This is a genomic window from Roseateles sp. (assembly GCF_047654785.1).
Taxonomy (GTDB): Bacteria; Pseudomonadota; Gammaproteobacteria; order Burkholderiales; family Burkholderiaceae_C; genus Pelomonas.
Genome location: NZ_JASGKQ010000002.1, coordinates 173,417 through 188,745, shown reverse-complemented (window position 1 = coordinate 188,745; position 15,329 = coordinate 173,417). Strand labels below are relative to the sequence as shown.

At 61.0% G+C, this 15,329-nt stretch carries 16 protein-coding genes and 1 pseudogene; 2 read left to right on the top strand and 15 right to left on the bottom strand.

Annotation, left to right across the window (positions count from 1 at the left end):
- Positions 1–5: 5 nt before the first annotated feature.
- From QM788_RS05550 to QM788_RS05540, 3 genes are read right to left on the bottom strand one after another with little or no spacing between them, the layout of a single operon-like run.
- The gene (locus tag QM788_RS05550) at positions 6–212 is read right to left on the bottom strand and encodes a DUF3565 domain-containing protein (RefSeq protein ID WP_415660484.1); all 207 of its coding nucleotides are present in this window, start codon (positions 210–212) and stop codon (positions 6–8) included.
- Positions 212–2,086: a DNA helicase RecQ gene (recQ, locus tag QM788_RS05545; protein ID WP_415660483.1), complete on the bottom strand. Its 1,875-nt coding sequence runs from the start codon at positions 2,084–2,086 to the stop codon at positions 212–214. Before recQ ends, QM788_RS05550 begins: the two co-directional genes overlap by 1 nt.
- A 32-nt stretch (positions 2,087–2,118) precedes the next feature.
- A complete protein-coding gene (locus QM788_RS05540) occupies positions 2,119–2,340 on the bottom strand; it encodes a SlyX family protein (protein ID WP_415660482.1) in 222 nt (73 codons plus the stop codon).
- A gap of 125 nt (positions 2,341–2,465) precedes the next feature.
- Between QM788_RS05540 and QM788_RS05535 the strand changes: the two genes are divergently transcribed.
- Positions 2,466–4,271, top strand: a complete 1,806-nt coding sequence (locus QM788_RS05535; RefSeq protein ID WP_415660481.1) for a methyl-accepting chemotaxis protein — start codon at positions 2,466–2,468, stop codon at positions 4,269–4,271.
- A gap of 125 nt (positions 4,272–4,396) precedes the next feature.
- On the opposite strand, the gene QM788_RS05530 is transcribed toward QM788_RS05535, so the two are convergent.
- The 6 genes from QM788_RS05530 to QM788_RS05505 all read right to left on the bottom strand — a co-directional run bounded on the left by QM788_RS05530 (position 4,397) and on the right by QM788_RS05505 (position 8,792).
- Entirely contained in the window at positions 4,397–4,930 is a 534-nt protein-coding gene (locus QM788_RS05530; RefSeq protein ID WP_415660480.1) for a hypothetical protein, read from the bottom strand.
- A gap of 74 nt (positions 4,931–5,004) precedes the next feature.
- Positions 5,005–5,505: a hypothetical protein gene (locus tag QM788_RS05525; protein WP_415660479.1), complete on the bottom strand. Its 501-nt coding sequence runs from the start codon at positions 5,503–5,505 to the stop codon at positions 5,005–5,007.
- A gap of 107 nt (positions 5,506–5,612) precedes the next feature.
- On the bottom strand, positions 5,613–6,596 hold the full coding sequence (locus QM788_RS05520) for a hypothetical protein (protein ID WP_415660478.1): 984 nt from the start codon (positions 6,594–6,596) through the stop codon (positions 5,613–5,615).
- A 47-nt stretch (positions 6,597–6,643) separates the two neighbouring features.
- Complete coding sequence (locus QM788_RS05515) at positions 6,644–7,024, bottom strand: hypothetical protein (RefSeq protein WP_415660477.1); 381 nt, start codon at positions 7,022–7,024, stop codon at positions 6,644–6,646.
- Positions 7,025–7,444: 420 nt separating this feature from the next.
- Positions 7,445–8,422 (bottom strand): hypothetical protein, encoded by a 978-nt coding sequence (locus tag QM788_RS05510; RefSeq protein WP_415660476.1) that lies wholly within the window; start codon positions 8,420–8,422, stop codon positions 7,445–7,447.
- Positions 8,423–8,426: 4 nt separating this feature from the next.
- Positions 8,427–8,792: a hypothetical protein gene (locus tag QM788_RS05505; RefSeq protein WP_415660475.1), complete on the bottom strand. Its 366-nt coding sequence runs from the start codon at positions 8,790–8,792 to the stop codon at positions 8,427–8,429.
- A 5-nt stretch (positions 8,793–8,797) separates the two neighbouring features.
- Here QM788_RS05505 and QM788_RS05500 point away from each other — a divergent pair.
- Positions 8,798–9,815, top strand: a pseudogene (locus QM788_RS05500) (transposase).
- A 154-nt stretch (positions 9,816–9,969) separates the two neighbouring features.
- Here QM788_RS05500 and QM788_RS05495 read toward each other — a convergent pair.
- The 6 genes from QM788_RS05495 to QM788_RS05470 form a co-directional block, all read right to left on the bottom strand.
- Positions 9,970–11,121 (bottom strand): hypothetical protein, encoded by a 1,152-nt coding sequence (locus tag QM788_RS05495; protein WP_415660474.1) that lies wholly within the window; start codon positions 11,119–11,121, stop codon positions 9,970–9,972.
- A 139-nt stretch (positions 11,122–11,260) separates the two neighbouring features.
- A complete protein-coding gene (locus QM788_RS05490; RefSeq protein WP_415660473.1) occupies positions 11,261–12,241 on the bottom strand; it encodes a hypothetical protein in 981 nt (326 codons plus the stop codon).
- Positions 12,242–12,324: 83 nt separating this feature from the next.
- Entirely contained in the window at positions 12,325–13,338 is a 1,014-nt protein-coding gene (locus QM788_RS05485) for a transposase (protein WP_415660472.1), read from the bottom strand.
- A gap of 129 nt (positions 13,339–13,467) precedes the next feature.
- Positions 13,468–13,722, bottom strand: coding sequence for a MafI family immunity protein (locus QM788_RS05480; protein ID WP_415660471.1), 255 nt, complete (start codon positions 13,720–13,722; stop codon positions 13,468–13,470).
- On the bottom strand, positions 13,719–14,027 hold the full coding sequence (locus tag QM788_RS05475) for an EndoU domain-containing protein (protein WP_415660470.1): 309 nt from the start codon (positions 14,025–14,027) through the stop codon (positions 13,719–13,721). The genes QM788_RS05480 and QM788_RS05475 overlap by 4 nt, the downstream gene beginning before the upstream one ends.
- Positions 14,028–14,331: 304 nt before the next feature.
- Entirely contained in the window at positions 14,332–15,312 is a 981-nt protein-coding gene (locus QM788_RS05470; RefSeq protein WP_415660469.1) for a hypothetical protein, read from the bottom strand.
- Between the last annotated feature and the right edge of the window lie 17 nt (positions 15,313–15,329).

Below are 15,329 nucleotides of genomic sequence, written 5' to 3'. Positions count from 1 at the left end.
CGCCGCTACACGCGGTCCGGCGGCGCGCCCTGGTCGCACTTGCGGCAGGGCAGCCGCCGGCCCAGCACGCTGGCGCGGCCCGCCGCGCTCTGCGTCCACGGCCGGTTCTGCCACGGCGGGTCGTGCCGGGTGTGCTGGTTGTGGCCGCAGGCCAGCTCGGCCACCCAGTGGCCCTCGTCGTCGAGATGGAAGCCGGTGATGGGCTGCTCCATCACCGCCCCAGCACCCGGAGGATTTCCCGGCCGTAGGCCTCCAGCTTCTTGGCGCCCACGCCGCTGATCTCGCCCAGCTCCGCCAGGTCCGCCGGCAGCACGCGGGCCATCTCGGCCAGCACCGTGTTGTGGAAGATCACATAGGGCGGCAGGCCGTGCTCCTTGGCGACCTCGGCGCGCCAGGCCTTCAGCGCCTCGAAGCGCTCGGCCGCCTCGGCGTCCAGGCCCAGCGACGGGTCGGCCTTCGGCCGCGCCGCGCGGCCCGCCTTCCCGGCCTTGCCGCGCGGCTTCTTCTCCTCGGCCTCGCGCAGCCGCACCTCCACCTCGCCCTTGAGCACCGCGCGCGCGCTGTCCTGCAGCGCCAGCGTGTTGAACTCGCCCTCGGCGGCCACGTGGCCCAGCGCGATCAGCTGGCGCAGCACGGCGCGCCATTGCTGCTCCGACAGGTCGGCGCCGCAGGCCCAGGTGGACAGCCGGTCATGGCCGTACTGGCGCGTCTTGTCCGTCGCCTTGCCGCGCAGCACGTCGATCAGATGGCCCGCGCCGAAGCGCTCGCCGCGCTGGTGGAAGCGGTAGATGCAGGAGAGCAGCTTGCGCGCCGCCTCGGTCGCGTCCCAGGTGGCGGGCGGGTGCAGGCAGTTGTCGCAGTTGCCGCAGGGCTCGCTGGCTTCGCCGAAGTAGCCCAGCAGCCGCACGCGCCGGCAGTCGGTGGCCTCGGCCAGCGCCAGCAGCGCGTCCAGCTTGCCGCGCTGGCCCTGCTTGAAGGCCTCGTCCGCCGGGCTGTCGTCGATCATCCGGCGCTGGTTCACCACGTCGGCCAGGCCGTAGGTCATCCAGGCCTCGGCGGGCGCGCCGTCGCGGCCGGCGCGGCCGGTCTCCTGGTAGTAGGCCTCGATGTTCTTGGGCAGGTCCAGGTGGGCGACGAAGCGCACGTCGGGCTTGTCGATGCCCATGCCGAACGCGATGGTGGCCACCATGACGATGCCCTCCTCGCGCAGGAAGCGGTCCTGGTGGCGGCGGCGCAGGTCGGCGTCCAGGCCGGCGTGGTAGGGCAAGGCGTTGATGCCCTCGCTCTTCAGCCAGTCGGCCGTCTCCTCGACCTTGCGGCGGCTCTGGCAGTAGACGACGCCGGCCTCGCCCTCGTGCTCGTCGTGGATGAAGCGCAGCAGCTGCTCGCGCGGCGAGCCGTTCTTCTCGACGATCAGGTAGCGGATGTTGGGCCGGTCGAAGCTGCTGATGAAGACGCGCGCGTCCTGCAGCTGCAGCCGCTCGATGATGTCGGCGCGCGTCAGGTCGTCGGCGGTGGCCGTCAGCGCGATGCGCGGCACGTCGGGGAAGCGCTCGTGCAGCAGGCTGAGCTGTAGGTACTCGGCGCGGAAGTCGTGCCCCCACTGGCTCACGCAATGCGCCTCGTCGATCGCGAACATCGACAGCAGGCCGCGCTCGCGCAGGCTCTCCAGCTGGGCCAGGAAGCGCGGCGTCGTCAGCCGCTCGGGCGCGGCGTACAGCAGCGTCAGGCGCCCGCTCATCATCTCGCGCTCGACGCGGCCGGCCTCCTCGCCGGTCAGGCTGCTGTTCAGGAAGGCGGCATGCACGCCGGCCTCCTCCAGCGCGCCGACCTGGTCGTGCATCAGCGCGATCAAGGGGCTGACGACGATGGCCACGCCCTGGCCGCGCGCGTGGCGCAGGATGGCGGGCACCTGGTAGCACAGGCTCTTGCCCCCGCCGGTGGGCATCAGCACCAGCGCATCGCCGCCGGCGGCGACCTGCTCGACGATCTCCGCCTGCTGGCCGCGGAAGGCGGTGTAGCCGAAGACTTCGGAGAGGACGCGCTGCGCGTCGGAGGCGTCGGGGAGGTGCTCGGGCGGGTTCATTCGGCCGCCATTGTCCCAGCCTCCCCGGCGCCTCAGTAATGCGGCGGCAGCTCGTCGCGCAGCGAACGCGGCGCGCCGGGCTCGGCGGCGGCCGCGCGGTCGCGCAGCTCCACCAGCTCGCGCACCAGCCGGTCGATCTGCGCCTGCTGGCGCACGACGACGGCGTTCAGCTGCTCGACCACGTCCTCGGCGAAGCTGGCCTTGATCTCCAGGTCGGTGATGCGCTGCTCCAGCGCTTGCGGGTCGATGTCCATCGCCGTATTGGGCCAGAAGGCACGGGGCTTCCGCGCATTTTTCCGCGCCTCGGCCCCGGGCCGGCGCGCACGGGCGGCGGCGCCCGCCTAGCATCCCGAAGCCTCGCCACTCGCCTGTTTCCGCCGTGCTCACCACCCTGCGTTCACGCATCGTCGCCACCTCGCTGCTCGTCGTCGTCGCAGCCGTCGCGGCCTCTGCCCTGGGTGCCTTCGTCGCCATCGAGCGCGACAACACCCGCTCCGTCGGCGAGCAGCTCGCGGCGGTCTCCAACGCGCACCAGCTCGCCATCGACGAGTGGCTGGCGGTCAAGTCGGCCGCCGTGGCCGGCGCGGCCAGGCACCTGCCGCTGGACGACCCGCAGGCGGCGCTCGTCACGCTGCAGGACAGCGGCGGCTTCGACGTCGCCTTCATCGGCTTCCCCGACAAGCGCCACGTGTTCTCGAAGGACATCGGCATCCCGCCCACCTTCGACCCCACGTCGCGTGGCTGGTACAAGCAGGCGCTCGCGGCCAAGGCGCCCATCATCACGGCGCCCTACCGCGACGCCGGCCGCAACAAGATGCTCGTCACCTTCGCGTCGCCCATCCTGAAGGGCGGCGAGGTCGTCGCCGTGGTCGCCGCCTCGGTGCTGATGGACGGCGTGAACACCAACGTCGTCGCCATCCGCCCGACGCCGGCCAGCCTGGGCTTCCTGGTGTCGGCGGACGGCAAGTTCGTCGCCCACCCCGACGCGGAGCGCGCGCTCAAGCCCGTCATCGACACCGCGCCGACGCTGGACGCCGCGCGCCTGCAGGCGCTGGCCGCGGACGGCAGCGTCGCCGAGGCCGACGTGGACGGCGTGCCCAAGCGCGTGCGCGTCTCCAAGGTCGCGCAGGCCGGCTGGTTTCTCGTCGTCGCGCTGGACCGCCGCGAATCCGTCGCCGGCCTGCGCAACGTGCTGTGGACCTCGCTGGCCGTGTTCGGCGTCGTCGTGCTGCTGGCCGGCGCCGTGATGGGCGTCGTCACCGGGCGCGCGTTCGCCAAGCTCTCGGCGGTGCGCGACGCGCTGGCCGACGTCGCCAGCGGCGACGGCGACCTGAGCAAGCGCCTGCCGGCGGCGGGCCGCGACGAGGTCGCGCAGATCGCGCAGTCCTTCAACGCCTTCGTCGAGAAGATGAGCGGCGTGCTCGGCGGCATCCGCGAGACCAGCGCGTCCGTGCGCACCGCCAGCGACGAGATCGCGCTGGGCAACCAGGAGTTGTCGTCGCGCACCGAGCACACGGCCTCCAGCCTGCAGCGCGCGGCCGCGTCCCTCGAGGAGCTGACGGCCACGCTGAGCCATTCCGCGGACGCCGCCGGCGAGGCCAGCCGCATGGCCGCCGCGGCCGCGGACGGGGCGGCGCAGGGCGGGCGCGTGGTCGCCGGCGTCGTCACGACGATGGACGAGATCCGCGACGCATCGCGCCGCATCGCCGACATCACCTCGGTCATCGACGGCATCGCGTTCCAGACCAACATCCTGGCGCTGAACGCCGCCGTCGAGGCGGCGCGCGCGGGCGAGCAGGGCCGCGGCTTCGCCGTCGTCGCGGGCGAGGTGCGCACGCTGGCGCAGCGCGCCGGCCAGGCGGCGCGCGAGATCAAGGCGCTGGTGGGCACCAGCGAGGCCCGCGTGGAGGCCGGCGCCACGCTGGTGTCGCAGGCGGGCGCGACGATGACGGACCTCGTCGGCAGCGTGCAGCGCGTGGCCGCGCGCATCCAGGAGATCACCGTCGCGGCGGCCGAGCAGAGCGCCGGCCTGTCGCAGGTCAACGTCGCGGTGAACCAGCTCGACGAGGCCACGCAGCAGAACGCGGCGCTCGTCGAGGAATCCGCCGCGGCGGCCGAGAGCCTGAAGGACCAGGCGGCGGCGCTGGCGGCGGCCGCCGCGTCATTCCGGCTCGCGGGGCGCTGAGGTCAGCGGCGGCGCTCAGCGCGCCGCGCACGGCCGCGCCTCGGCCGTCTCCACCGTGGCCGGCGTGGGCAGCAACTGCATCACGGCCAGGCCGCAGCGCTTGGAGGCCTCATCTCTCAATGGAGTCACTGCCGGTTTTCGACCTCGCACCGCTGCTGCCCGTTCGGTCGCACCGGCAGCAACAGCTGAGGCTGCTTGGTGGCCTCGTCCATCAATTGCAGCGTGCAGCCCGTGCTGACCGGCAACAATGATCCCGAGAATTGCCGCTCTCCGCTGATCGTGTACTTCTTCGCCGCCTCCAGCACCGTCATCCCGACCACGGTGCAGCGGGTATCTGAGATGTAGAACGAATAACTGATCAGCACGGGCGTGCCTGCCTTTACCCGCACGCCATCGGTTTGTTCCGCTTTCGACTGAAAGACCGAAGCCCAGCGCTCTTCCCTGATACCCACCGACAAAAGGGGAATAGGCTTGCACAGGCCGTATTCTCCAATGCTCAGTGCAGAGCGCCGGTCGAGCTCATGCAGCGGCTTGATGGTGGCATAGGGCGTACTTGCGTCGATGGCCAGCACTTCAGGTGGAACGCCCGAGCCTGGTGCCGCACAGCCGGCGAGCGCGAAGCCAAGTGTCAACAGTGGATATTTGCATTTGTTCAGCATGGGAACGATCTCGAAGTTGTGGATGGTTGGTTTTGCATACGTTGCCTGAACGGGCGCCCTACAGAATTGCCGGATTAATACCGTAGCCACGGAGCAGCATTGATCCAGCGTAGCATTTGTCCGGTCTGCCAGTCGTACTCGACCACCATGTCGTAGTGGCCATCACTTGCTGGGGAGCCAAAGGGAATCCCTCGTTCGCTGAAGTTGCGCGGCTCCTCGATCCAACTATCTTTGGGCCGGGAGTAATCATCGATGTGCGGAGGATAGATTCGCAACCGCAGGCTTCCATCAGGATTGAGTACGCGCAGGTGTCTGGGATAGGGTTCCGGCCCTGTCATGGGCTGGCTTTGGAAGTGCCACTCGTCCATCAGCACCACGCCACTGCGATCCGGGAGCACTGTGGCGGGAAAGGGGCTGGACACAGGCTTGCCGTCATGAACCCAGCGCAGCTCAACCACTTGTGTGGTGCTGGTGCGATCTTTAAATGCCAGTGTTCGCTCAAGGTTGTCAGACAAGTTGTCCTCGGCTGCGCCCTGCAAGTCGCCTGTGTTCCAAACCTTGACAATCTCATCCATATCTCCAGCCATCTGAATCCCTTGATCCCTTTGGGATGATCAGCTTGAACTTGTGCAGCGGGGACCTCAACACGTCGTGTGTCGGCCACATTCTCGTTCGGCATGCGTCACATGGGACTGGAATAGGGCATGAAGTCGAATTCGCCCGGCACGCGGGTGAGGACATGCTCGAAGTAGCGGTCCAGGCATTCAGCCAGCGTCGAGGGATTCATCACCCGGATTTGATCGAACCGGCATTCGCGGACGTGATAGATCACCTTGTCAGATCGATCCATGCGGACGAGCAACTGGTCGCCGAGTGGGCGAGGCAGGGTCAGCGGCGGGCGGGTGTCCAGGAAACAAAGCAGCGCCACGCGGCCCGTTTGGAATTTCTTGGTCACCGTGTCGGCGCCAAACATCTCCTTGAGCAATGGCATGTAGGCGCGCTTGGCCTTGGGGCCCAGCGCCTCCACCAGGTGATTGATGCCCGTGCCATAGTAAGGGCCGGCCAGCAAGGGGCCAGCCCAGTTGCCAACGGATCCCAGTAATTCTCGAAGAAATTTGTAGCCAGACAGGCGGTACCACCAAGAGCGCAAAATAAATTCTGGCCAGGCATCGCCAGCAAATCCGGGGATGCCGTTTTCTTCGGGCGATCCGGTGTTGAACAATTCGATGCCTAACGCGCGATCCTTGACCAGCAGGAATTCCAAGGTGATGGCGTGATTTCCCGGGTTGGGGGGGCGATCGACGTAGTAGCTGTGGTAGCCGCAGAGCAACGTAGATTCAGCCAGCACGGCATAGGAGCGGGGTTGGAGTTCTCGCAGAGGTTCAATGAACCAGTCTTTGCCGCGAGCCAGTATCTTAGTTGCCCGTTCGAATGCCCATTCCTGAGTATCAGTTACATAGTCGAACTCGAAAAATCTGCTCCCCAGCATGCCTTCTGTGGTGGTGAACAGGTTTCTGGCAAATGTGGTCAACGAAACCTCGTCAATACCAGCGCGCCATAGGTCGGCTGGGTGTAATTCAGGTCCGAGCCCATCATTGACCCCCCTCAGGTCGCCAAGCAACTCGGGTTTGCGGGGGTGGGCTGCCAATGCTTCATCAAAGTTCATGGTTCAAGTCTTTGCGATTGCCGGCCATTCCGCAGGCCTGGCGTCCACTATCGGCCGATGGGCGGTTCTGCATCACGTCCAGGAGCATCGCGCCACCAGTCAGACCATCGATAGTGATGGTCGTCGCTCCAAAATTCATTGCCCTCGGGCTGATTCGGGCGTTTCCATGAATAGTCCAGTGTCGGGTCATTCAATATTCCCAGAAGCGCATCGGGATTGAACAGCTCCGAGAGATATCGGCGGATCGGGTCGTGTCCATGTGGCGGCAAGCGGTCATTGAACACGTCCCAGCCGACATCGCCAGCCTCGTAAAGGCGTTCGCGTTCAGCTTCGGTGACGTCGGCTCCAAACTCTAAATCATCCAATTCATTGGTCTCTGCAATGACCAGCCCGCTTGGATTGGCATCAGCGAATCGGGTGTAGAGCAAGCTGAGTAGCGCAGGAGGAAGCATTAGGTATGTCCGGCGTGGCGTGGCGGCCTCATCAATGCGTGATGACATAAATACTGGACCTCGGAATGCGCTCAGCGGCCAATTCCTGTGTCCTGGGCCGAGGCTTAAGGTTTCCCTGGTGTCTAGTCCAAGTAGATGAAGATCTTCAGGTCGAGTCCTCATGTTTTTTTCGGCTCAATGACGCAAGGCACGAATGCAGAGAAGCCACATCGCCTGTGCGACCTTTTTCTGGCTGCGACTGCGGGCGGGGGCCAAGGAAAAACTCTCTTCGATGTGTCAGGTCAAGACCAGCTGGTTGTCCGAGCTGATACGCCAGGAGCTGTGAAGTCCGCCGGTTTTGATTCATTTTGCGCGAGTCCTGGTTTTATCGAGGTTCATCGGCGTGCTGTATGCAGCTCACACCGCACCTTGCAGCACCTCTTGCAATCCAGGAACTTCTGAACAAGCACGGCGAATGATGCGGTCCAGGCGTTCATCATGAGGAATGGGCTGCGGCGGTAAGTAAGGCCCCAGCGGCACTTGCATCAACGGGTGATCCAGCTTCTCCGGCAGCGCCAGGTTGAGGCGCTCTCGCAGCCGGTAGACCATATGCACTTCCACGGGCCATCCCATCAGGGTGTCATTGATGAAGTCCACATTCTTACTCGGCCGGTCGGAGCGGCTGTACATGCATTCATGCGTGTGCCAGTCGCAGGCTGCCAGTAATGGCTCCACAAGTGTGCGTGGGTCAGAGTCCTGCCAACAAGTCAGCAACGTGTCGTAAACAGGGGCGCTGTAGGGGTGCGGCGGCTGTCGGGGCAGTTCAATGCCCATGAACTTTGCCCATAGTGAAATGGCAAAGCGTGCAAACGGCTCGCGCCGCTTCTCCCACCGCGGGTCAAACTCTTCAGGTGCCCACAATGCACCGTCCGCAATCATGGGTAGCGCCAAACGTGTCAGCCGTTCGGCCGACTCCGTCCACCCGAATGAACTGGCGCATGCAAGAGCCTCGGCCAAGTCGCGGGCCGAGCACGCCCACGCATTCGGTGGATGCCCGCTGATCGACCCAACGGCAAAACGAATCAACAGCTCGATAAGACGGTATCTAAACCCCTGCGCGAGGGCGCTGCGATCATTTCTGCCCCCGGCGTATATTTCGTACTCGGCTTCGCGCATGCGTTTGCGCGCCACGCTGGCCATACTGCCGATGCCGCGCAATACGTCTTCATCGCCATCTCCGTCGGCATATGCGCTGACCTCGTTCTCGTAGCTCATTTGGAAACCTATGGCCTCAGCCCGCCGCTCCGCAGAAAGTTCGGAATGCTCAGGAATTCTATAGGTTATTTCCTTGAGTAGGAATCCAAGATTCCAACGCTTGTTGATTGCCGACTTCATGATTTCACGGCCCCCACGTCTTGATGGTCACGGTTGGCGTTGCCGACTGACCTGACTTTGGAATTGAAACTTCAAATTTATATCCAATCACTGTGGGAGGATTTGTTCCACCATTGCGAAAGTTCGTGCCAATGTCTTTGGCAGCCAATTTTACTTCGTTTGAAACATTCGCGTCTCGCCAGAATCCTTGTCCCGTCTCCGCCTTCGCTGCTCTGTCTCTCAAAAATGCTTCCGGACCGATCGCCGGCAGCGATCCAAAACTACCCGTCGTTGAACTCTTCACTTCAATCACATAGGACTTACGCAAACGTTTAAATAAATAGACCCTGCATGGTATTTGTTGGATAATGTGCCGCATCGACCTCAGCATGCAAATTGTCCATCAAAAGAATCGACTACTGCCAGTTCATCCTGACCAGCCAGACCAATTTCACCATGACGAACTTTGCGGATCACGGCCAGGGATTCAGCCACGATGCGGTGAAGCGATACCTGCAAGGCGACAAGCTGTCGGCCAGCTTGGTTTGGGAGCATGCGCAGCGTGACATCGTTCCATCCCCCCGGGGATGCATCGTGTTTGATGACACCATCCTCGACAAAGGCCATTCGCACCAGATCGAGTTGGCTCGCCGGCAGTACAGCGGCAATGCCCACGGCATCATCAAAGGGATCGGCCTGGTGAACTGCCTCTACGTCAACCCCGACACCGGCGAGTATTGGCCCATCGACTATCGATTGTTTGCGCCCGAGCAGGACGGCAAGACCAAGCTGGAGCACGTGCGCGACATGTTGGTCAGCGCTGCGGGCAACAAAGCGCTGCCCTTCACCCGGGTGCTGTTCGACACCTGGTACGCCACGATGGAGCTGATGCTGCTGGTGGACAGCCTGGGCAAACGCTTTTACTGCCGGCCCGATCAAGGCCAACCGGCTGGTCGATGACAGCGCCGGCCAAACGCCGTACCGGGCAGTGAGCGGCTTGTGCTGGACGGCACAAGAGGCTGAGCGCGGCAAGCTGATCAAGATCAAGGGGCTCCCCAGGGACTACAAGGTGAAGCTCTTCCGGGTGACGGTGTCTTCCCACCGCACGGATTGGATCGTGACGAACGATCTGGCTCAAGATTCGACGCAGGGCACGCAAAAGGCGTGTGCGCTGCGCTGGAAGATCGAGCAGTTTCATCGAGAACTCAAGCAGTTGACGGGCGTTGAGAAATGTCAGTGCCGCAAGGCGCGAATGCAGAGAAACCACATCGCCTGTGCGATCTTGGTTTGGCTGCGGCTGCGGGCGGTGGCCAAGGAAAAACTCTCTTCGATGTATCAGATCAAGACCAGTTGGCTTTCCGAGCGGATGCGCCAGGAGCTGCGAAGTCCTTCGGTTTTGATGCGTTTTGCGTAAGTCCTAACCTTGACAAGTACAAGCATATTTCCGGTCATCAGCAATCTTTAATACATTTTGGATTGCCAGTCAATCGGAAGTGCCAATCAGGCTTCATTAACCTGCCGAGCTGATTGTTAATAATGTTGGTGTGTAATTTTATGTGATGGAACAATTAATATCTAAGCCAAGGCGCTCTACTCCATTGTTTCATTGCGCCAGTTTCCCAGTCATATTCAGCAACGATATCTCGGAAGCCGTCCCTGGCAGGGCATCCGAACGGTATCCCGTGAGTCTCGAAGTTGCGTGGACCTTCAATCCAACTATCCTCGATGCGCGAGTGGTCATCAATTAGTGGCGGATAGATGCGCAAACGCAAGCTGCCATCAGGGTTGAGCACCCGTAGATGGCGAGGGTAAGGCTCCGGCCCTTCCATGGGTTGACCCTGGAAATGCCATTCGTCCATCAGAACTACACCGCTACGATCTGGAATTACTGTGGCAGGAAAAGGGCAGGAAACGATTTTTCCCTGATGCATCCAGCGAAGCTCCACAACTCTTGTGGCTCCTGTGCGATCGGTAAATTCTTCCAATCGCTCCAGATTGCCTTGCTGGCCAGGCGGCAACCAAGGTAGTGTTTCCCCGTTATCCCAGACTTCAACGATGTCAATCATTTCGTATGGCATCAGCAGCCCTCGACGCATTTTGGATTCCCGATGACGCGAAGGTACGAGCCTCGGTTTGCGTAGTCTGTGAGCTGGATTCTGCGTCCCGCCCCCAATATACTTTGCAGGCTCACCCTGTCTTCCAGCTTGCGCGCCTACAAAGCCAATGTTCGCCGGCATGATCTTGGTAACTTCAAGTTCAACAACAAATAACCCCTTGTCGGTCGGTTTAAAGGCTTGCGACAGAGCAGAATCTTGCCGCAATTGGAAGGCAGAGCTGGGAGGCGTATCGAATGTAGCCCAACCGCCGAGATGGTTCATCTCCCCTTTGTGCAGAAATTCTGCTTGCTCCTTGGTTACATACATCCGCATCCGCGTGCCTACGCTGATTTCTCCCTGCAGAATTACCGAGCCATCAGACCAAGCCGCCGTATTGCCGGCTTTTACCGCCATCCACTCCGCATTGGCTTCGGCGGCTGTCAGCACCTTGCCGACCCCGGCGCGATGGGCAAGATAGGCATATCCAAATCCTGGCCCAGCTGCCGGGCCGGCCGCTATTTCTGCGGCAGCAATGCCGCATTGTGCAATATTGGCCAAGCAGGCCGCAATTGCCGCTGGTGCCACCGGCGCCAGCGCTACCCCACCGGAGAACAGGGTTGCCAACTTTGTCAAGAGTCCTGCATTATCTCGTCCTTGCAGGTAGCGTTGAACAGCATCAGCCACAGCTGTGAAGTCCGCCGGTTTTGATTCATTTTGCGCGAGTCCTGGTTTTATCGAGGTTCATCGGCGTGCTGTATGCAGCTCACACCGCACCTTGCAGCACCTCTTGCAATCCAGGAACTTCTGAACAAGCACGGCGAATGATGCGGTCCAGGCGTTCATCATGAGGAATGGGCTGCGGCGGTAAGTAAGGCCCCAGCGGCACTTGCATCAACGGGTGATCCAGCTTCTCCGGCAGCGCCAGGTTGAGGCGCTCTCGCAGCCGGTAGACCATATGCACTTCTACGGGCCATCCCATCAGGGTGTCATTGATGAAGTCCACATTCTTACTCGGCCGGTCGGAGCGGCTGTACATGCATTCATGCGTGTGCCAGTCGCAGGCTGCCAGTAACGGCTCCATCAAGTTTATTGGCTCTGGATTTCGCCAACAGGTCAACAGGCTATCGTAAGGCGGAGATTCATAAGGATGCGGTGGCATCGTCGGCAAGGTCACGCCTGCAAAATCTGCATACAAATCCAAGACGAAACGGGCGAAGGGCTCGCGTCGCTTTTCCCAACGCGGATCGAAGTCTTCATCGGACCATAGTGCACCGTGTGGCATTACTTGCAAAGCGCACTGGGAAATCTTGTCGCCAACTGCGTTCCAACCAAGAGAGTAAACCATTGAAATGGTTTCTGATATATCTCTAATGGATGACCACCAGCACGGGGAGCTGTTGAGAACTGCGACTCCTCGTCCAAAATGAAGCAAGGCTCTCACAGCCTCGTTCCATACTCCGACCAACAGTGCTGATCGATCTGGGTTGCCATGTTTGTAAATGTCGTATTCTGCTCTGCGAATCAGCTGCTGTGCGTGCCAATGCATAGGCAGTAAAACATCAACCAACTCAGTATCAGGATCGCCATCTGCATAGCTTGCTATTTTATCTTCGCGTCGTTTGTGCCCGAGCAATGACTCGGCAAGGCGGTCTGGGCTTAGGCCAGCTTGCTCGGGGACGCGGCACGAAATTTCACTGAGCAAAAATCTGAGATTCCAGCGTCTATGGATACCTGGTTTTGTCACTTACGGCCCCCACTTCTTGATCGTAACCGCCGGTGCGCCGGATTGGCCTGCCTTCGGTATGATTATCTCATATTTGTTAGGACTTACGCAAAACGCATCAAAACCGAAGGACTTCGCAGCTCCTGGCGCATCCGTTCGGACAGCCAACTGGTCTTGATCTGATACATCGAAGAGAGTTTTTCCTTGGCCACCGCCCGCAGCCGCAGCCAAACCAAGATCGCGCAGGCGATGTGGTTTCTCTGCATTCGCGCCTTGCGGCACTGACACTTCTCAACGCCCGTCAGCTGCTTGAGTTCTCGATGAAACTGCTCGATCTTCCAGCGCAGCGCACACGCCTCTTGCGTGCCCTGCGTCGAATCTTGAGCCAGATCGTTCGTCACGACCCAATCCGTGCGGTGGGAAGACACCGTCACCCGGAAGAGCTTCACCTTGTAGTCCCTGGGGAATCCCTTGATCTTGATCAGCTTGCCGCGCTCAGCCTCTTGTGCCGTCCAGCACAAGCCGCTCACTGCCCGGTACGGCGTTTGGCCGGCGCTGTCATCGACCAGCCGGTTGGCCTTGATCGGGCAGTAAAAGCGTCTGCCCAGGCTGTCCACCAGCAGCATCAGCTCCATCGTGGCGTACCAGGTGTCGAACAGCACCCGGGTGAAGGGCAGTGCTTTGTTGCCCGCAGCGCTGACCAACATGTCGCGCACGTGCTCCAGCTTGGTCTTGCCGTCCTGCTCGGGCGCAAACAATCGATAGTCGATGGGCCAATACTCGCCGGTGTCGGGGTTGACGTAGAGGCAGTTCACCAGGCCGATCCCTTTGATGATGCCGTGGGCATTGCCGCTGTACTGCCGGCGAACCAATTCGATCTGGTGCGAATGGCCTTTGTCGAGGATGGTGTCGTCAAACACGATGCATCCCCGGGGGGATGGAACGATGTCACGCTGCGCATGCTCCCAAACCAAGCTGGCCGACAGCTTGTCGCCTTGCAGGTATCGCTTCACCGCATCGTGGCTGAATCCCTGGCCGTGATCCGCAAAGTTCGTCATGGTGAAATTGGTCTGGCTGGTCAGGATGAACTGGCAGTAGTCGATTCTTTTGATGGACAATTTGCATACTGAGGTCGATGCAGCAAATTATCCAACAAGTACCCTGCGGGGTCTATTTATTTAAACGTTTGCGTAAGTCCTAAATTTGTAGTAAAGATTTGAGACCTGACCCCGAATTCCGCTAATAAATCAGCCGGCCTGTAAGTTAATGAACGGTGGCACTTGCGCAGCATTGAAAAAAGCCGCCAGCCGGAGGAACTCGGCCAGCTCTTCTTTTTCCAGAAGCACTGCGAACTCTTCCACGTAGCCCGCCAGCGTGTCGAGTGCCATTAGATTCTCTCCATGTGCCACGTAGTCCAAAGCAGCAGACACGTAGTCTTCTTCCAAGCGGCCGACCAGCCGCTTGCCGAGGTTTGAGATTTCTTCGCTGATCTGTTGACTCATGGTTTTCCTTTTTTCACCGGCTTCAATGCTGGGGGAATGGGATTGGTATCGGGGAAGCCTGTGATGACCCGCCCGGTGACGGGCTCGTAAGCCACACGAATTCTCACGCCGTCACGCACTTCAAACGCGACCCAGACGCCCGGGTTTCCGCTTGCGGTCAATCCATTGGCGCTGCCTTTCTGTATGTACCACTGCGTGTTTGGAGACGTCGCAATATCTCCAATCTCATGAATGATCTTGTCGCCATTCCAGGATTCCGGAAACGCGGTCTTGCCAGGCGGCCCCGGCCACAGGCTTAGACTCAACTTCCAAGTGCAACGCCCCCATATCAGGGCGTTGCACTTGGAAGTTGAGTCTAAGCATGAGCCCAGCGCAACTCAACCACTTGTGTGGCGCCGGTGCGATCTTTAAATGCCAGTGTTCGCTCAAGATTGTCAGGCAAGTTGTCCTCGGCTGCGCCCTGCAAGTCGCCTGTGTTCCAAACCTTGACAATCTCATCCATATCTCCAGCCATCTGAAGCCCTTGACCCCTTTGGGATGATCAGCTTGAACTTGGGCAGCGGAGCCCTCAACACGCCGTGTGTCGGTCACATTCTCGTTCGGCATGCGTCACATGGGACTGGAATAGGGCATGAAGTCGAATTCGCCCGGCACGCGGGTGAGGACATGCTCGAAGTAGCGGTCCAGGCATTCGGCCAGCGTCGAGGGATTCATCACCCGGATGTGATCGAACCGGCATTCGCGGACGTGGTAAATCACCTTGTCAGATCGATCCATGCGGACGAGCAACTGGTCGCCGAGTGGGCGAGGCAGGGTCAGCGGCGGGCGGGTGTCCAGGAAACAAAGCAGCGCCACGCGGCCCGTTCGGAATTTCTTGGTCACCGTGTCGGCGCCAAACATCTCCTTGAGCAACGGCATGTAGGCGCGCTTGGCCTTGGGGCCCAGCGCCTCCACCAGGTGATTGATGCCCGTGCCATAGTAAGGGCCGGCCAGCAAGGGGCCGGCCCAGTTGCCGATGGATCCCAGCTCCCGCAGAAATTTGTAGCCAGACAGGCGGTACCACCAAGAACGCAACAGAAATTCTGGCCAGGCATCGCCAGCAAATCCGGAGATGCCGTTTTCTTCGGGCGATCCGGTGTGGAAAAGTTCGATACCTAACGCACGATCTCGGGTCAGCAGGATTTCCAAGGTGCTAGCGTGATTTCCCGGGTTGGGGGGGCCATCGTCGTAGTAGCTGTGGTAGCCGCAGAGCAACGTAGATTCAGCCAGCACGGCATAGGAGCGGGGTTGGAGCTCTCGCAGAGGTTCAATGAACCAGTCTTTGCCGCGAGCCAGTATCTTAGTTGCCCGTTCGAATGCCCATTCCTGAGTATCAGTTACATAGTCGAACTCGAAGAATCGACTGCCCAGCATGCCTTCTGTGGTTGTGAAGAGATTGCGGGCATACGTGGCCAAAGAGGCCTCGCTGATACCCGCGCGCCACAGGTCGGCTGGGTGCAACTCTGGCCCAAGTCCATCATCGATCCCCCTCAAGTCACCGAGCAAATCGGGCTTGCGGGGGTGGGCTGCCAATGCTTCATCAAAGTTCATGGCTTACGTCCTTCCAA